18 protein-coding genes and 1 riboswitch are annotated in these 16,927 nt (G+C 42.7%); of the genes, 12 read left to right on the forward strand and 6 right to left on the reverse strand.

Annotated elements, in window-relative coordinates; all coding sequences use genetic code 11:
• The first annotated feature begins 97 nt into the window (after positions 1 to 97).
• Positions 98 to 1,285: a glycosyltransferase gene (locus NSQ12_RS03190; protein ID WP_116316451.1), complete on the forward strand. Its 1,188-nt coding sequence runs from the start codon at positions 98 to 100 to the stop codon at positions 1,283 to 1,285.
• A gap of 38 nt (positions 1,286 to 1,323) precedes the next feature.
• On the opposite strand, the gene NSQ12_RS03195 is transcribed toward NSQ12_RS03190, so the two are convergent.
• Positions 1,324 to 2,034 (reverse strand): membrane lipoprotein lipid attachment site-containing protein, encoded by a 711-nt coding sequence (locus tag NSQ12_RS03195; protein ID WP_339175895.1) that lies wholly within the window; start codon positions 2,032 to 2,034, stop codon positions 1,324 to 1,326.
• 65 nt (positions 2,035 to 2,099) lie between these two features.
• Positions 2,100 to 3,488 (reverse strand): alkaline phosphatase PhoB, encoded by a 1,389-nt coding sequence (phoB, locus tag NSQ12_RS03200; protein ID WP_101172158.1) that lies wholly within the window; start codon positions 3,486 to 3,488, stop codon positions 2,100 to 2,102.
• 330 nt (positions 3,489 to 3,818) lie between these two features.
• Here phoB and fra point away from each other — a divergent pair, with 330 nt between their 5' ends.
• A complete protein-coding gene (gene fra / locus NSQ12_RS03205; protein WP_038828161.1) occupies positions 3,819 to 4,190 on the forward strand; it encodes an iron chaperone frataxin in 372 nt (123 codons plus the stop codon).
• A gap of 74 nt (positions 4,191 to 4,264) precedes the next feature.
• On the opposite strand, the gene NSQ12_RS03210 is transcribed toward fra, so the two are convergent.
• Positions 4,265 to 4,762 (reverse strand): YdhH/YoaO family protein, encoded by a 498-nt coding sequence (locus NSQ12_RS03210; protein WP_003234115.1) that lies wholly within the window; start codon positions 4,760 to 4,762, stop codon positions 4,265 to 4,267.
• A gap of 17 nt (positions 4,763 to 4,779) precedes the next feature.
• Positions 4,780 to 5,262 (reverse strand): GNAT family N-acetyltransferase, encoded by a 483-nt coding sequence (locus NSQ12_RS03215; RefSeq protein ID WP_010886425.1) that lies wholly within the window; start codon positions 5,260 to 5,262, stop codon positions 4,780 to 4,782.
• Positions 5,263 to 5,344: 82 nt separating this feature from the next.
• Between NSQ12_RS03215 and NSQ12_RS03220 the strand changes: the two genes are divergently transcribed.
• Both NSQ12_RS03220 and NSQ12_RS03225 read left to right on the forward strand, forming a co-directional pair.
• Complete coding sequence (locus NSQ12_RS03220; protein ID WP_120363278.1) at positions 5,345 to 6,322, forward strand: HD domain-containing protein; 978 nt, start codon at positions 5,345 to 5,347, stop codon at positions 6,320 to 6,322.
• Positions 6,323 to 6,463: 141 nt separating this feature from the next.
• Positions 6,464 to 7,084, forward strand: a complete 621-nt coding sequence (locus NSQ12_RS03225; RefSeq protein ID WP_120363279.1) for a YdhK family protein — start codon at positions 6,464 to 6,466, stop codon at positions 7,082 to 7,084.
• A gap of 12 nt (positions 7,085 to 7,096) precedes the next feature.
• On the opposite strand, the gene pbuE is transcribed toward NSQ12_RS03225, so the two are convergent.
• Positions 7,097 to 8,263 (reverse strand): purine transporter PbuE, encoded by a 1,167-nt coding sequence (gene pbuE / locus NSQ12_RS03230; RefSeq protein WP_003234105.1) that lies wholly within the window; start codon positions 8,261 to 8,263, stop codon positions 7,097 to 7,099.
• A 55-nt stretch (positions 8,264 to 8,318) separates the two neighbouring features.
• A riboswitch (purine riboswitch) is annotated at positions 8,319 to 8,418 on the reverse strand.
• Positions 8,419 to 8,594: 176 nt separating this feature from the next.
• Between pbuE and NSQ12_RS03235 the strand changes: the two genes are divergently transcribed.
• The 8 genes from NSQ12_RS03235 (at position 8,595) to gmuG (ending at position 15,841) form a co-directional block, all read left to right on the forward strand.
• Entirely contained in the window at positions 8,595 to 8,906 is a 312-nt protein-coding gene (locus NSQ12_RS03235) for a PTS sugar transporter subunit IIB (RefSeq protein WP_014112863.1), read from the forward strand.
• The gene (locus tag NSQ12_RS03240) at positions 8,906 to 9,238 is read left to right on the forward strand and encodes a PTS lactose/cellobiose transporter subunit IIA (protein ID WP_024571325.1); all 333 of its coding nucleotides are present in this window, start codon (positions 8,906 to 8,908) and stop codon (positions 9,236 to 9,238) included. The genes NSQ12_RS03235 and NSQ12_RS03240 overlap by 1 nt, the downstream gene beginning before the upstream one ends.
• 18 nt (positions 9,239 to 9,256) lie before the next feature.
• Positions 9,257 to 10,585 (forward strand): PTS cellobiose transporter subunit IIC, encoded by a 1,329-nt coding sequence (gene celB / locus NSQ12_RS03245; RefSeq protein WP_129092939.1) that lies wholly within the window; start codon positions 9,257 to 9,259, stop codon positions 10,583 to 10,585.
• A gap of 17 nt (positions 10,586 to 10,602) precedes the next feature.
• Complete coding sequence (gene gmuD, locus NSQ12_RS03250; RefSeq protein WP_327839295.1) at positions 10,603 to 12,000, forward strand: 6-phospho-beta-glucosidase GmuD; 1,398 nt, start codon at positions 10,603 to 10,605, stop codon at positions 11,998 to 12,000.
• 148 nt (positions 12,001 to 12,148) lie between these two features.
• On the forward strand, positions 12,149 to 12,862 hold the full coding sequence (gmuR, locus tag NSQ12_RS03255; protein WP_015715336.1) for a transcriptional regulator GmuR: 714 nt from the start codon (positions 12,149 to 12,151) through the stop codon (positions 12,860 to 12,862).
• 28 nt (positions 12,863 to 12,890) lie between these two features.
• Positions 12,891 to 13,790: a fructokinase GmuE gene (gmuE, locus tag NSQ12_RS03260; RefSeq protein WP_014479017.1), complete on the forward strand. Its 900-nt coding sequence runs from the start codon at positions 12,891 to 12,893 to the stop codon at positions 13,788 to 13,790.
• Positions 13,787 to 14,734: a mannose-6-phosphate isomerase, class I gene (manA, locus tag NSQ12_RS03265; protein ID WP_041850757.1), complete on the forward strand. Its 948-nt coding sequence runs from the start codon at positions 13,787 to 13,789 to the stop codon at positions 14,732 to 14,734. The genes gmuE and manA overlap by 4 nt, the downstream gene beginning before the upstream one ends.
• Positions 14,735 to 14,752: 18 nt before the next feature.
• Positions 14,753 to 15,841 (forward strand): mannan endo-1,4-beta-mannosidase, encoded by a 1,089-nt coding sequence (gmuG, locus tag NSQ12_RS03270; protein WP_160221386.1) that lies wholly within the window; start codon positions 14,753 to 14,755, stop codon positions 15,839 to 15,841.
• 58 nt (positions 15,842 to 15,899) lie between these two features.
• Here the strand turns inward: gmuG and NSQ12_RS03275 are convergent, their stop codons facing one another.
• Positions 15,900 to 16,754 carry a manganese catalase family protein gene (locus tag NSQ12_RS03275; RefSeq protein ID WP_021481617.1) on the reverse strand — a complete coding sequence of 285 codons (855 nt, stop codon included), beginning with the start codon at positions 16,752 to 16,754 and terminating at the stop codon, positions 15,900 to 15,902.
• Positions 16,755 to 16,927: the final 173 nt, after the last annotated feature.

The following is a 16,927-nucleotide window of genomic DNA, read 5'->3' on the forward strand; positions in this document are numbered from 1 at the left end:
TCATTTGTACCTTGCATGGGTTGTGTTCCCATTTTACGATTAGTAGTAGTCTGATCAAACAAAGAGTCAGAATACGATTTGAGAGGGAGTTGTCTACATGAAGACAGTATTGATTTTGAATTTTCCTGCGGAAGGCCATGTGAATCCTACCTTAGGCATTACAAAAGCGTTTTCCGATAAGGGATATGATGTCCATTATATATCCACTGAAAAATATAAAAAACGATTAGAAGCAGCGGGAGCAACGGTTCATCTTCACCGGGATCTGCTGCGAACAACACCTATTCATGTCGGTTCGCCCAATGGCATTCTTGATTTCGTGAAAATCCATATCAAAACGTCATTGGACATTTTACAGATTGTCAAAGACTTATCTAAGAGCATTCAATTTGATTTTGTTTATTATGATAAATTCGGCGCGGGGGAATTGGTGAGGGATTACTTAGATATTTCAGGGGTCTCTTCATCGGCGTCTTTCCTGTTTGGCGAGGAGCATCTGAAAATCCTGCCGCTGCATCCGGAGTCTGGAGCGCCGCTTGAATTGGATCAAGAGTGCGAAGATCTTTTGGCAAAAATGAAAGAAACGTACGGTGTTGCCCCGAAAAACCTGGTTCAATTCATGAACAATAAAGGGGAATTGAACGTAGTGTATACAAGCCGTTATTTTCAGCCAGAAAGTGATCGTTTCGGGGATGAATGTCTATTTATCGGGCCGAGCTTTCCAAAGAGAGCGGAAAAAACAGATTTCCCGATTGAACAGCTAAAAGATGAGAAGGTCATTTATATTTCAATGGGGACTGTACTGGATCATACAGAGGATTTCTTCAACCTTTGTATTGATGCATTTTCAAGCTTTAACGGAAAAGTCGTCATCGCTGCCGGAGAAAAAGCGGACCTGACCAAATTAAAGCAGGCGCCGGAAAACTTTATCATTGCTCCGTATGTCCCTCAGCTGGAAGTGCTGGAGCAATCGGATGTTTTCATTACACACGGCGGAATGAACAGCGTTAACGAAGGCATTCATTTCAGCGTGCCACTGGTTGTCATGCCTCATGACAAGGATCAGCCGATGGTGGCGCAGCGTCTCTCTGAACTCCATGCAGGCTATGTCATCTCTAAAGATGAAGTCAATGCCCAAATATTAAAACAGGCCGTAGATGAGGTTTTGCGCAACGATCAGTATACAGCAGGCATTAAAAAAATCAATCAAAGCTTCAAAGAATGTATGGACATGGAAGAAGTGATGGAGCGGATTGATGAGTTGATTCGCCAAAAAAACAAATAAGAAAAAGAACTCCCGTACCTTGTACGGGAGTTCTTGATTTAAAACTTGATTTTGATTTTTTGAGCATCATTGATTTTCTTATGGTTATGGTCAAAGACGTCACTTGTCGTGATTTCGATCCACTTGATCTCTTTTGTTTTCTTCTCAGCATCCGCGGCCTTATCATGAGCATGGCCGCTTGATGCGTTCACAATAAAGCCGAGATTTCCGGACTTTTCGGCGCCGCCTTCCAATTCGCCGTTTAACTCTTCAAGATAAATATCTTTGTTCCAATCAAAGGTTTCACCCGTATTTGTTTTCATCAATGCAATCGGCGCAACATTTACTTTTTTTGTAGAGGTGTTCTTGATATCAACGAAAACCTTAACGAAATCAAACTCTTCATCATGTGTTAACTCATGAAAGTAATCAATCATGCTGTAGTCCGGGCGCAAGTGGATCAGCTTCATTTCTTTTACTGTTAACTCCACGTCGCCAATCTTATAGGTTTTGTTCACTTGTTTGATATCTTTTAAGACAGCTTTTCCTTTATCATCTGAAAACGTTTGGCCGACCTTAAGCAATGACCGGTCATCAGTTACCTGGGAATTAGGTTGATAATTATCTGTGCTGTCCTTCTGGGATGAAGTGCTTTGCGGCTCAGCTTTTACTGTTTTCTCCCCGCCTGCATGCTGTTTTTCAGTACTGGCGTTTGATGAGCAGCCCGCAAGCATGATAGCAAAAACGAAAATTGAAAGAATTCTTCTCATGATGATTCCTCCATTAAAAAGAGATCCCGTTACTTCATACAAGCAACGGGACACCTTGTATTCTTTTACTTATCGTTAATCTTAATGTTGTAATGTAAAGCCTTGAAAACATTTTTGGCGATTTCTGTATTGTCGATTTGGCCGGCAAATGTCTCACTAGACGGACCGTATGCATAGACGGGAACATCTTCACCGGTATGTCCGCCTGTTGTCCATCCAGTGTGAGAGCGTTTATTAAAGATGTTCTCGATTGCGTTATCGATATCCAGTACTTCCTTCGATTTTGCCGCTTCTTCAACAGATTGAATTTCGGCTTTTGTTAAAGCCAATTTCTTTTGATCGATATATGTTTTCAACGTTTTTTCAACATCCGCGCCGTCAGCGATCTTTTCTGCCATAAAGTCTGGTGTGCGTTTTGCGGCTTTAATGGGTTCACTGAACCAATTGTAGATGCCGTCCGCACCGATGGAATATCCGCCGGTTGAGTGGTCAGCCGTTGCGACAACCAATGTGTGCTTGTCTTTTTTAGCGAAATCAATAGCCGCCTTATAAGCTTGTTCGAAGTCTTCCATCTCGCTCATGGCGCCGACGATATCATTGTCATGGCCCGCCCAGTCAATTTGGCTGCCTTCCACCATGAGGAAGAATCCGTCTTTATCCTTGTTTAATTTTTTAATGGCTGTGTTTGTCATATCTTTAAGTGATGGAATATCCTTCGTCCGGTCAATTTTTTTAGGCAGGCCGCCGTCAGCGAATAGGCCGAGAACTTGGCTGTCTTTGTTTTTCAGCATGTCCTTGCGGTTATCCACATAGCTGTACCCCGCCTTTTTGAATTCCTTAATCAAATTACGGTCCTTACGGTCAAAATTGCTCTTTCCCCCGCCTAAAAGGACATCAATTTTGTGCTTGCCGTTGACCATCTCATCAAAATAATCATCCGCAATTGAGTTCATATTTTTTCGGCTGTGGTCGTGTGAACCGAAAGAGGCCGGAGTGGCGTGTGTAATTTCTGAAGTGGCCACAAGTCCTGTTGCTTTTCCTTTTTCTTTCGCAGCTTCAAGCACCGTTTTGGCTTCTGATCCGTCGTTATCCACCGCTATGGCATTATTGTATGTTTTAATTCCCGCAGACATAGCCGTTGCCGCCGCTGCAGAATCCGTTACATTTTGTTCAGGATCATCGGGGTAAGTTGTTTGCTGGCCGACAAGATACTGATCAAAAGCCGTAGGCTCCACAACTTTTGTCTTTTTATTATCCTTTAAGTATCGATAAGCAGACGTATAAGACACACCCATACCATCACCAATCAGAACAATAACATTCTTAATTTCGTCGTGGTTCCCCTTTTTCTTTTCCTGGGCGCTGGCTTCAGGCACACTGCCGCTGGCTAAGCTGCTGAACGCAATTGATGATAAAACCGCGATAGGCAGTAATTTCTTCGGGAATTTTTTCAACTGGATAACCTCCTAAATATAGATAAATCTCAATGACAACCCAATTATATTTTTAAACTGTTAAGCTAGTATTAATCGATTTTAAAGATTGGATTTACAAGAATAATGAACTGCTATCAAAAGAAGGAAAGAGTGATAGTACTAAAGAAATAAATTAGAGGAATAGATACTGGCCGTGGATAGGCGGACTGAAATCTGCTATAGTCGCATAGAAGCAACCCGCTTACATCTTGAACAATTTAAAGTATTACGTTGGAAAGAGGTATTGTGTAAGCACATGTCTGAGCAGTTCATATGGAGTGGCATCATTTTATTTTAGGAGGGAACAACATGGACGTTTTTTCTGAGTACTTAGCGGGGATTGCTGACCCGTTCCACCGAGAAAGAACGGAAGAGGTGTTAACTTGGATAAAAAATAAATATCCAAATTTACATACAGAAATAAAATGGAATCAGCCGATGTTTACGGATCACGGTACATTTATTATTGGCTTTAGTGTTTCTAAAAAGCATTTAGCTGTCGCTCCTGAAAAAGTAACGATAGCGCACGTAGAGGATGATATTGTGAAGGCCGGATATGATTACACCGAGCAGCTGATACGTATCCCTTGGAACGGTCCAGTTGATTATACGCTACTTGAGAAAATGATTGCGTTTAATATTCTGGACAAGGCGGACTGCTCCACTTTTTGGCGGAAATGAAGAAAAAGGCATAACATATGAGCTGTATAAAATATGTTACGCCTTTTCATTTGTCTATTTTTCGTTTTGATCATCTATTGCTGCTTTTCATCAAACAAGGTCTTTTCATTGAGCGTAAGCTGACTCGCAGAATAATGATTACCTTGTTTCCATTTCACTTCAATCGTAATATCATGGCCTTCAAGCTCATGTTCATCTAACCGCTCTAAAAAAGAAACGGACTTTTCTTTTGCGCTTCCATCAGAAAAAGTGCCTCCAGCATAATCATGCATCGGGATTTCCGTGTCAGAACTCAGCAGAACTTCATCATCCTTTTTTACAATCAGTGATTCCAGATAAGTGTTGTCTATTTCAATTGTATCACCGATCCAATAAAGTTTGCCGCTGTATTCATTCGGTGCATCTTCATTTTTTGTGAAAACAGCTTCCCAATTCTGATCTTTGCTTTCTCCCTGCCAATTCGGATACTCCAAACGAACATGATGAATCAGGTGATAGGAAAAAAAGATCAAGCAGAAAGCGATTAATAGGAATGCCGTGAAAATGAGAGGGTATTTATAATGACTGGACATAAAAGACTCCTATTCGTTTAATCAATTACCTTCGAAAATAGAATTTCATCCCGAATCAAAATGCCGTTTTCAGCCACCTCGGGAATCTCCGGCTTGAGTCGGCGCGCTTTTTCAACTGCGTTCGGAAACACTGCGGCGAATTGATAGCCTCTCTTTTGATAAAACGCTATCGCATTTACATTATCATTCGTTGTGATAAGCTTTATTCGTTGACAATGTGCATGTTTAGCCTTCTCTTCAACCTGCTGAAGTAAAGCTGTGCCGATTCCTTTATTTTCAATCATACTATCTAATGAAATAATTTCACAATCTTTCCCATCTATTGTGTATGTAATACAGCCAATGATTTCGCCGCTTTCATTTACTGCGGCAAATCCATCTAATTCATCACACCGAAAAATGCCGCTGGAAATCGCCATCTCGGGTGTACCCCAATGCTTGGCAAAAAAATCGGTCAACATATGTTTCGCTATCTCATTGTTTGGGATGATGATCATCATAACACTCCTCTATTGAAAGATTGCATATGTACTATCAATATAAACAATATATAACAAAAAAAATAGATGTTGAGGTGACGGCATGGAAATCAGCGATGTTATTTACGGGCACCACCATTTAGACGGTGTGCTGGAAGAGATTGTCAAAAGCGCTCCTGTGCAAAGATTAAAAGGGATCTATCAAGGCGGAGCAAGCTTTTTAGTCAATCGAAGGTGGAATGTGACCAGGTATGAGCACTCCATCGGCGTGATGCTCCTCATCAAAAAGCTCGGAGGAACGATAGAAGAACAGATTGCAGGTCTGCTCCACGACGTATCACACACAGCTTTTTCTCATGTGGTTGACGTTGTCTTTGAAAATCAAGCAGAAGACTATCATGAAAACATCTTTCAACAAGTCATTGTTCACTCTGAAATCCCGGACATTCTACAAAAACACGGCTATCATACTGAAGAACTTTTATCTGACGATTCAAAGTGGACATTGCTCGAACAGCCCGCACCGGAGCTGTGTGCTGATCGGACAGACTATACGCTGCGTGATATGTACCGATATGGACACATTAGCCTGCACGAAGCGCAAACCTTTTTGGATCATCTTATTGTGAGAAACGGAAGGATGTTTCTTGATAGTATTGAAGCTGCCGAATGGTTTGTCAGTGTGTACTACAAGGAAGTGATTGATTTCTTTTTGAATCCTGTGAATGTATATGGATATGAATATTTAGCGCGAGCATTGAAGGCAGCGCTGCGGCATGATGTCATATCCGCAGAGGATCTGCTGAAAACGGACCAAGAGGTACTGAACATCCTGCGTGCATCAAAAAATGAAGAAGTTCTGAGCTTGCTTACATCTATTCATCCCGGCATACAAGTAATAGAGGATGACATCCAGTACGATTTCCATCAAAAGAAGAAAATGCGCCTAATCGATCCATCCATTTTTCTTGATGACGAATGGATCAAATCCTCAGATGCTTCTGAAAAGGTGAGGAAAATGGGTGAGGCCGCTTATCAAAAAGCAAAAAAAGGTGTGTATATAAAAATCTTAAATCAGTAATTGCCGCCTGACAGCGGCTTTTTTCATGTTTGGCTTTGCAATCAAAGGGGAATAGGACAAACTGCGGGAATGCTTTATGAGAATATCAGCGTATTTACATACCGTTCGGGGGTATAGTATTATCGAGAGGGCATGTTTTCGTTGTCTGCGGGCAAAAGTTACAGGAAAAAAATGAAGCAAAGGAGAATGTACATGAAAATCTCTAAAAATGCACTGGGAATTCTGATGTTATCTCTTGTTTTTGTTTTATCAGCATGCGGCAATAACAACAGTACGAAAGAAAGCACACATGACAATCATTCAGACTCCTCATCACATGAAGAGATGGACCATTCCGGATCAGCTGACGTTCCAGAGGGATTACAGGAATCTAAAAATCCGAAATACAAAGTAGGCAGCCAAGTAATCATCAATACTTCTCATATGAAAGGCATGAAAGGTGCCGAAGCTACGGTAACAGGCGCCTATGATACAACGGCGTATGTGGTTTCTTATACTCCGACTAATGGGGGACAGCGTGTGGATCATCATAAATGGGTGATCCAAGAAGAAATCAAAGATGCCGGAGATAAAACGTTACAACCCGGAGATCAGGTGATTTTAGAGGCTTCTCATATGAAAGGCATGAAAGGAGCAACAGTCGAGATCAACTCCGCGGAAAAAACAACTGTATACATGGTTGACTATACATCGACAACAAGCGGCGAAAAAGTGAAAAACCACAAATGGGTCACAGAAGATGAGCTTTCAGCTAAATCATAAAAAATCCTCCTTTTACAAGGAGGATTTTTTTGCTGTCTGAACAGGTCTTGTTAAAGAAATGAAAGCAAACAGGACAGCGATGATCACAATCGATCCGCCGCACCATGCCGTTGACACCACAGTACCCGTCTGATCCAAAACAACACCGCCAATGGCTGAGCCAAGGGCAATTCCGACTTGGAGGGCCGATGTGTTAAAGCTTTGCTGAATGTCAGACGAATCAGGTGCAATTTCAATTAAATAGCTTTGTTGAGCCGGGGCGAGGCTCCAGCTCAGAAGACCCCAAATCACCATGACAGGCAAAAAGAAAATCATAGACGATGTAGACAGCGGCAGTAAGAACATAATGATGGCAAAGGAACCGGTCACCAGCAAAATGCTCTTAAAGGAACCAAGCCGGTCAGATAGCGCTCCTCCGAAAGGGCCTCCGCATACAGCAGATATCCCGAAAAGGAAATAACAAATGCTGACCCAGAAAGAGCTCAGGTGAAGAGTCTCTTCTAAAAACGGCGCAAAGTAAGCGTAAAGCGTGTAGTGGCCAGCTAATGTAAACATCGTGACGAGGTGTGAACTCGCGATTTTCAGATTACCGATCGTCTTGAGTTGTTCCCGGAAAGGAATCATTTTCTCCGCCGGTATTCTTTCAAAGAAGATTGAAATAATCAGCATGGAGATCAGTGCCAACAGGCCGATGCCAAGGAACAAAATCCGCCACCCGAAGGAATCGCTGATTAAGATTCCGAGCGGCACGCCTAATGCGATAGCAGAGCTGAATCCCATAAAAATAATTCCAATTGCGCGGGCTCTGTATTCAGGCGCTACAATTTTCGGGGCAATTGTTAAAGAAAGCACAACAATCAGCCCTGTACTCATTGCTGCCAATACCCTAGATACCATCAGTGTTGCGAAATTAGGGCTGAAATAGGCGACAAGATTGCTAAGGAAGAAAACAAATAAAGCAATTAGATATAAGCGCTTCCGCTCAATCTTCGCAGTCAATGCCAAAAGCAGCGGCCCAGATACTGCATATCCCAGCGCAAACACACTGATCAGCTGTCCGGCTGAAACAATGGAAATGTCTAAATCATTTGCGATCTGAGGAAGAATTCCCCCCACAATTAACTCAACCAATCCGACTGCAATCGTAGAAGCTGCAAGCAGGAAAACTTTGAAATTCATAACAAACTCCTTTACTTAAATGTTTTGATAAATAAAAAAAATCCTGATTACAAAAAATGTCATAAACAAATTTTGTAATCAGGATTTTACGGTTCCTGGTAGACACCCTCAAACCATATTATTGAGGTTATACAAGTGTTAATAGCTATTTAATTGATTCGTTTCCGTTGATGAGTGTACCACATTATGAATGAATCTTCCATAGAAAAATTTACAAAGTAATGAACCGGACAGGTATATGATTATATTTATTTTACAAAAGTATAGACATTTAAAAATAAATGACTATAATAATCCACGTAAGCGTTTTAATAACAAGGGGGGATAGCAGTTGAAAAAAATATTACTCGCGTGCAGTTCAGGAATGTCTACCAGTTTATTGGTGACAAAAATGAAGGAATACGCACAGTCTATCGGTGAGGAAGCAGAGATTTGGGCTGTTGGCCAGGATAAAGCAAAAGAAGACATGAGAAAAGCGGATGCCGTTTTGATCGGTCCGCAAATGAGCTTTCTGAAAAGCGAACTCCAAAAAGAAGCGGATCAATACAACATTCGGGTTGAAGTCATTGACATGATGGCCTACGGAATGGCAGATGGGAAAAAAGCGTATGAGCAGGCATTGTCCTTAATGGAGAATCAATAATGGAACAGGTGAAAATCACGAATTTAACAGACGAACAAATCAGTTTTCAGCTTATCCTGCACAGCGGCAATGCCCGCAGCTGCATTATACAATCACTGCGCGCCTACAAAGAAGGGAACAAGGATGAGGCGGATGCCCTCATTGCCAAGGCTGAGCAGGATTTATCCGCGGCCCATGACATTCACTTTCAAATGATACAAAAGGAATCCGGTGGAGAAGCACAAGCTTTCTCATTGTTGCTTATGCATGCGGAGGATCACCTGATGTCAACATTATCCATGAAAGAATTAGTGAAAGAGATGCTTGATATTTTTAAAACCAAGAATCTATAAATAATCGGGGTGGATAGGGTGTTCGAGAAAATCAGCCAATTCCTTGTTCCAATTGCAGGGAGGTTAAACAATAACCGTTATTTGCAAGTGCTGCGTGATGCGTTTATGCTGGCTTTCCCGCTTACGATATTCGGGTCCATTTTTGTCGTGTTAACGAATTTGCCGTTTCTAAACAAAATCATGAACGCCTCAATGCTTACATCGTTTCAGTCTCATTTCGGCATTGCCTCCACGGCGACTATGGGCATTATGTCTGTCTTTGTTGTGTTCGGGATAGGCTATTACCTGTCAAAAAGCTATCAGGTCGAAGCTGTATTTGGCGGAGCGATCGCTTTGGTCTCCTTTTTGCTCTTAACGCCATTTATCGTTCAGCCAGAAACAGGAGATGCCGTTACAGGGGTTATTCCGGTCGACCGTCTCGGTGCAAAAGGGATGTTTCTTGGGATGATTACGGCATTTCTTTCTGGCGAAATTTACAGAAGAATCGTTCAAAAAAACCTGACAATCAAAATGCCAGCCGGCGTTCCGCCTGCTGTAGCAAAATCATTTGCCGCACTTATTCCGGCTTTTATCACATTGACCGTATTTTTGCTGATTAACGTAATGGTGACTCTATTTTTTAAAACAAATATGCACGACGTCATTTATCACGCGATTCAGGCTCCGCTTGTCGGACTTGGAAGCGGTATCATCCCAACGCTGATTGCCGTGTTTTTCATTCAAATTCTTTGGTTTTTCGGACTGCATGGACAGATCATTATCAACTCCGTGATGGACCCGATTTGGAATACACTGCAGGTAGAAAACCTTTCTGCTTACACGGCGGGAAAAGAAATCCCTCATATTATTTCAAAACCGTTTATGGAGATTTATACAGTAGGGATGGGCGGAACAGGGATGACGCTTGCGATTGTGTTTACCATTCTCATATTCATGAAAAGCAGGCAGATGAAGCAAGTATCAAAACTTGGCCTTGCTCCCGGTATTTTTAACGTCAACGAACCGATTATCTTCGGGCTTCCGATTGTCATGAATCCGATCATTATTGTGCCTTGGGTGCTGGCACCGATGGTTGTTACGCTCGTCACCTATCTGGCTATGTCAGCCGGGCTCGTTCCGCCTCCGACTGGTGTGACAGTGCCGTGGACGGTTCCATTATTCATTAATGGCATCATGGCGACGAACTCAATCATGGGGGGCGTGATGCAGCTTATCAATCTGCTGATTGTCTTCGTGATCTGGTTTCCGTTCCTAAAAGCAATGGATAAATTAAATCTGGCAAAAGAAAAAGAACAGGCTGTGCAGGAGACAGCTGCTCAGCAAAATGATAACAGCATAAAAATGTGACATAAGGGGAGAGAGACTTGGCACATACAGAACAATATCGCTTTCCAAAGGATTTTTGGTGGGGATCATCCGCTTCAGCAACACAAATGGAGGGTGCCGCCGACAGAGACGGAAAAGGCCAGAATATATGGGATTATTGGTTTGAAAAAGAACCGCATCGTTTTTTTGATCATGTCGGCCCCGCAGACACATCCCAATTTTACGACAATTATAAAGAAGATATCAGGCTGATGAAGGAGCTTGGCCACAACTCGTTCCGGATGTCGATTTCCTGGTCGCGTTTAATACCAGACGGAACAGGCGAGATCAACGATAAAGCCGTAAATTTCTATAACAATGTCATTGATGAGTTAATCGCTAACGGAATTGAACCTTTTGTCAATTTGTTTCATTTCGATATGCCGATGGCGCTTCAAAAAATCGGCGGCTGGGTAAACAGAGAGACGGTTGACGCGTATGAAAACTATGCGAGAACGTGCTTCCGTTTGTTTGGCGGCAGAGTGAAAAAATGGTTCACGCATAATGAACCAATCGTTCCCGTAGAAGGCGGCTACTTATATGATTTTCATTATCCAAACAAGGTCGACTTTAAAGAGGCTGTCCAGGTTGGATTTCATACGATGCTGTCAAGTGCCCGTGCGATTCAGGCTTACAGGGAGATGGAGCAGGACGGAAAAATCGGAATCATTTTAAATTTGACCCCATCATACCCGAGAAGCAGCCATCCGGCGGATGTGAAAGCCGGGGAAATCGCAGACGCGTTTTTTAACAGATCCTTTTTAGACCCATCTGTCAAAGGCGAATTTCCAAAAGAGCTGGTTGACATTTTGAAGCATGAAGGCTTTATGCCTGATTACAACGCTGAAGATCTTGACATTATCAAAAAGAACACGGTTGACCTGTTGGGAGTGAATTATTACCAGCCGAGACGTGTGAAAGCGAAAGAACATCTTCCGAATCCCGACGCTCCTTTTTTACCGGACAGATATTTTGACCCCTACGTCATGCCGGGCCGCAAAATGAATCCGCATCGCGGCTGGGAGATCTATGAAAAAGGCGTTTATGATATTTTGATCAATTTAAAAGAAAACTACGGCAACATCGAGTGTTTTATCTCTGAAAACGGCATGGGGGTTGAAGGTGAAGAGCGCTTCAGAGATGAACAAGGCATCATTCAAGATGATTACCGGATTGAATTTATAAAAGAGCACCTCAAATGGATTCACCGCGCCATACAGGAAGGCTCAAACGTAAAAGGCTATCACTTATGGACGTTCATGGACAACTGGTCTTGGACAAATGCCTATAAAAACCGATACGGGTTTGTATCAGTCAATCTTGAGAAAGACGGAGAAAGAACCGTCAAAAAGAGCGGAAAATGGTTCAAAAAGGTTGCTGAACATAGCGGTTTCTAGATTTTCCTAAAGGCCAAGATCTTCCGGCAATCATCATAACGAATAGAGATGACGAAAATCCGCAACATTGATGAAATAGGGAAAAGAACTTATGATATCCGTAAAAGCTTATGTGATATCAGACTCTAACAGCTGCCGGAGGATGCCAATGAATAAATACGAAATTATTGCAAATGAAATGAGAAATAGAATTAAAAATAACGTATATCCGATCGATCAGCCCATTCCTGATGAAGTATCTCTTGCAAAAGAATTTAACTCAAGCCGCATGACGATGAAGAGAGCCTTGGATAATTTAGTTGCCGAGGGTCTGCTGTTCAGAAAACGAGGCCATGGCACGTTTATTATTCAATCTGCAATACAGGATGACCATGTACATGTAGTCAGCAATGAGATTCTCGGATTGACCAACTTGCTGAAAGATAAAAAAATCCAAAGCAAGGTCATTCAGTTTGAAGTGCAATTTCCCACTGAGGAAGTGGCCGCCCATTTGTCTATTGATCAGAAAACACCGGTTTATTATGTCGTTCGGCTGCGAATTGTAGAAGGTGAACCCTATGTATTAGAAAAAACATATATGCCGACTCATTTAATACCGGGCATTAATGACGATGTCCTTCATGATTCGATCTACAATCACATTACAAATGTGCTACAGCTCAAAATCGCCGGAACGCATCGGAAAATCAGAGCCTGCAAATCTGATCATATTGACCAGCAGCATCTGGGCTGTAAACAGGATGATCCAATTCTTGAAGTGGAACATGTGGGCTTCTTAGATACCGGGATTCCATTTGAATATTCCTTTTCACGTCATCGGCATGACAAGTTTGTTGTGACTTCTGTAAACATACGGCGCTGATTGCGGAGACAACAAGGAGGCCATCTGCATGCTTGGCGGTATTGAAGCAGGCGGCACAAAGGTTATTTGTGCTGTCGGTAAAGAAGATGGAACAATCATTGACCGAATAGAATTCCCTACAAAGATGCCGGATGAAACGATAGAGAAAGTGATTCAATATTTTCGCCAATTTTCATTACAGGCGATCGGCATCGGCTCCTTTGGCCCCGTTGATAACGATAAAACCAGTCAAACATACGGTACCATTATGGCCACGCCGAAAGCGGGCTGGAGACACTACCCCTTTTTGCAAACCGTTAAGAACGAAATGAAAATCCCAGTCGGATTTAGTACAGATGTCAACGCTGCGGCGCTGGGTGAATTCCTTTTCGGTGAAGCGAAGGGTCTCGACAGCTGCCTGTATATAACGATTGGTACTGGCATCGGTGCGGGCGCAATTGTAGGGGGCAGGCTCCTTCAGGGGCTGTCGCACCCAGAGATGGGCCATATTTATATCCGGAGGCACCCGGATGACGCATACCAAGGGAAGTGTCCTTATCATGGAGATTGCTTTGAAGGCTTGGCTTCCGGTCCCGCCATTGAAGCGCGCTGGGGAAAAAAAGCCGCGGATTTATCAGGTATAGCACAAGTCTGGGAACTGGAAGGGTACTATATTGCCCAAGCACTGGCTCAGTATATTTTGATCCTTGCACCTAAAAAAATCATTCTTGGCGGCGGCGTCATGCAACAGAAACAAGTGTTTTCTTATATCTATCAATATGTACCGAAAATCATGAACAACTACTTAGATTTTTCTGAATTGTCAGATGATATAAGTGATTATATTGTACCTCCACGTTTAGGCAGTAACGCCGGAATCATCGGCACGCTAGTTTTAGCGCATCAGGCCTTACAAGCAGAGGCAGCATCCGGGGAGGTGCGATCATGACGCATCCATTATTTTTAGAGCCTGTCTTTAAAGAAAGACTATGGGGAGGGACGAAGCTTCGTGACGCTTTTGGCTACGCAATACCCTCACAAAAAACAGGTGAGTGCTGGGCCGTTTCTGCACATGCCCATGGCCCGTCGGCTGTAAAGAACGGCCCGCTGGCAGGAAAGACACTAGATCAAGTATGGCAAGATCACCCAGAGATATTCGGGTTTCCGGATGGTAAGGTGTTTCCGCTGCTGGTAAAGCTGCTGGACGCCAATATGGATCTCTCCGTGCAAGTCCATCCTGATGATGATTATGCAAAACTGCATGAAAATGGCGACCTTGGTAAAACGGAGTGCTGGTATATCATTGATTGCAAAGATGACGCCGAACTGATTTTGGGACATCACGCAAGCACAAAGGAGGAATTCAAACAACGAATAGAAAGCGGTGATTGGAACGGGCTGCTGAGGCGAATCAAAATCAAGCCCGGAGATTTCTTTTATGTGCCAAGCGGTACACTCCATGCATTATGTGAGGGAACCCTTGTCCTTGAAATCCAGCAAAACTCTGATACAACGTATCGCGTATACGATTATGACCGCTGTAATGACCAGGGCCAAAAAAGAACTCTTCATATAGAAAAAGCCATGGAAGTCATAACGATACCGCATATCGATAAAGTGCATACACCGGAAGTAAAAGAAGTTGGTAACGCTGAGATCATTGTTTATGTGCAATCAGATTATTTCTCAGTGTACAAATGGAAGATTAGCGGCCGAGCTGCTTTTCCTTCACATCAAACCTATTTGCTGGGGAGTGTTCTGAGCGGATCAGGACGAATCATAAATAATGGTATTCAGTATGAATGCAATGCAGGCTCACACTTTGTCTTGCCTGCGCATTTTGGCGAGTTTTCAATAGAAGGCACATGTGAATTCATGATATCTCATCCTTAATGAATGGGGGAGTTGCATTTGTTTAAGAAACATACGATCTCTTTGCTCATTATATTTTTACTTGCGTCTGCTGTTTTAGCAAAACCAATTGAAGCGCATACTGTGTCGCCTGTGAATCCTAATGCCCAGCAGACAACAAAAGCAGTGATGAACTGGCTTGCACACCTGCCGAACCGAACGGAAAACAGAGTCCTTTCCGGAGCGTTCGGAGGTTACAGTCATGACACATTTTCTGTGGCTGAGGCTGATAGAATCCGAAGCGCCACCGGGCAATCGCCTGCTATTTACGGCTGCGATTATGCCAGAGGGTGGCTTGAAACAGCTAAAATTGAAGATTCAATAGATGTAAGCTGCAACGGTGATTTAATTTCGTATTGGAAAAATGGCGGAATTCCGCAAATCAGTTTGCACCTGGCGAACCCTGCTTTTCAGTCAGGGCATTTTAAAACACCGATTACAAACGATCAGTATAAAAAAATACTAGATTCTTCAACAGCAGAAGGAAAGCGGCTAAATGCCATGCTCAGCAAAATTGCTGACGGACTTCAAGAGCTGGAGAACCAAGGTGTGCCTGTTCTGTTCAGGCCACTGCATGAAATGAACGGCGAATGGTTTTGGTGGGGACTTACATCATATAACCAAAAGGATAATGAAAGAATCTCTCTATATAAACAGCTCTACAAGAAAATCTATCATTATATGACCGACACAAGAGGACTTGATCATTTGATTTGGGTTTACTCACCCGACGCCAACCGAGATTTTAAAACTGATTTTTACCCGGGAGCGTCTTACGTGGATATTGTCGGATTAGATGCGTATTTTCAAGATGCCTACTCGATCAATGGATACGATCAGCTAACAGCGCTTAATAAACCATTTGCTTTTACAGAAGTCGGCCCGCAACCAGCAAACGGCAGCTTTGATTACAGCCTATTTATCAATGCTATAAAACAAAAATATCCTAAAACCATTTACTTTCTGGCATGGAATGATGAATGGAGCCCAGCTGTAAACAAGGGTGCTTCGGCTTTATATCATGACAGCTGGACACTCAACAAGGGAGAAATATGGAACGGCGATTCTTTAACGCCAATCGTTGAATGAATCAGTAATGTACAATAAGAAGGTGCTCAAGAAGTTTCTTGAGCACCTTCCCACTGGATTAAGCATTCATATCGCCTAACCCAGGACTGTGTTCATTCGGTATTTCAGGAAGCACTGGTACGGGAAACCCTGCCGGAGGATCTATTACTTGTAACTCTCCGCCATTTCGGCTTGGAGATTTCCCTTGATAGATTTCACCGATTCTCGTTTCATCCAACCTAAAGTTAAACTGTGCATTATGGTAGCCTAATTCGACATACTTTCTGCACTCAGGATATTTATTAATGTCATAATTCGGTACAGGGAGGAGCTTCGCCCACTCAACGCCCAATGTCTCGAGCGCTTTCGCGAATGCATTCTGGTGAGCATTGTCGCGTACAATCAGAAAAGCAAGTGTTTCGCGGAACGTCTGATTAGAGCTCATTTCATAAATTCTTGTTTTTTGCAGCACACCTGTCGACTCAAGAAGCAGGTTATCCAGCAGGTCAGTAATTAAGTTTCCGTGGTTATACACCCACGACCCGTTCCACGGATTGCCCCCTGCATCAACGGGAAGGGAACTTTGCGCACCAATAATATAATGATGAGGATTAGCATGTTTAACGGCTTCATTAAGTGGTGCTTGATCTGCACCTTGACTGCCGACACCTTCACCGCCTGATTCATCTAATAAAGCATTGATTGTGTTTTGAACCAGTTCAACGTGGGCAATCTCCTCTAAAAAAATGCCGCGAAGCAGATCGCGGTACTGTTTCTGCTTTCCTCTGAAATTAGAGCTTTGGAAAAAAAACTGCATCATTGTACGCATTTCTCCGTAATGACCGCCTAGTATCTCCTGCAGGACCTTAGCAGCTGCCGGGTCTGGCTTGTCCGGTTTAATGATATTAATCAGTTCCTCTTTGTAGTAATACATAACACGCCTCATTTCTTCTTAAGAGATTTTCTTATATTATTTGTAAGATGAGATAAAATATATACATGAGAAGGGGTGAAAGAAGAGAATAAAAAATACAGGAAAAGTGTTGACCAAATAAAATAGGCATGGTATATTATTAAACGTCGCTGATGAACAGCGTGAAACAAAAC

This window comes from Bacillus sp. PS95 (assembly GCF_037963565.1).
GTDB classification, from domain to species: Bacteria; Bacillota; Bacilli; order Bacillales; family Bacillaceae; genus Bacillus; species Bacillus subtilis.

Excerpts from the sequence above, each read along its gene's own strand:
- NSQ12_RS03190 (WP_116316451.1), top strand. The coding sequence starts at position 98 with ATGAAGACAGTATTGATTTTGAATTTTCCTGCGGAAGGCCATGTGAAT.
- NSQ12_RS03195 (WP_339175895.1), bottom strand. The coding sequence starts at position 2,034 with ATGAGAAGAATTCTTTCAATTTTCGTTTTTGCTATCATGCTTGCGGGC.
- fra (WP_038828161.1), top strand. The coding sequence starts at position 3,819 with ATGGACGTTTTTTCTGAGTACTTAGCGGGGATTGCTGACCCGTTCCAC.
- NSQ12_RS03210 (WP_003234115.1), bottom strand. The coding sequence starts at position 4,762 with ATGTCCAGTCATTATAAATACCCTCTCATTTTCACGGCATTCCTATTA.
- NSQ12_RS03215 (WP_010886425.1), bottom strand. The coding sequence starts at position 5,262 with ATGATGATCATCATCCCAAACAATGAGATAGCGAAACATATGTTGACC.
- NSQ12_RS03220 (WP_120363278.1), top strand. The coding sequence starts at position 5,345 with ATGGAAATCAGCGATGTTATTTACGGGCACCACCATTTAGACGGTGTG.
- pbuE (WP_003234105.1), bottom strand. The coding sequence starts at position 8,263 with ATGAATTTCAAAGTTTTCCTGCTTGCAGCTTCTACGATTGCAGTCGGA.
- NSQ12_RS03240 (WP_024571325.1), top strand. The coding sequence starts at position 8,906 with ATGGAACAGGTGAAAATCACGAATTTAACAGACGAACAAATCAGTTTT.
- gmuR (WP_015715336.1), top strand. The coding sequence starts at position 12,149 with ATGAATAAATACGAAATTATTGCAAATGAAATGAGAAATAGAATTAAA.
- gmuE (WP_014479017.1), top strand. The coding sequence starts at position 12,891 with ATGCTTGGCGGTATTGAAGCAGGCGGCACAAAGGTTATTTGTGCTGTC.
- manA (WP_041850757.1), top strand. The coding sequence starts at position 13,787 with ATGACGCATCCATTATTTTTAGAGCCTGTCTTTAAAGAAAGACTATGG.
- NSQ12_RS03275 (WP_021481617.1), bottom strand. The coding sequence starts at position 16,754 with ATGTATTACTACAAAGAGGAACTGATTAATATCATTAAACCGGACAAG.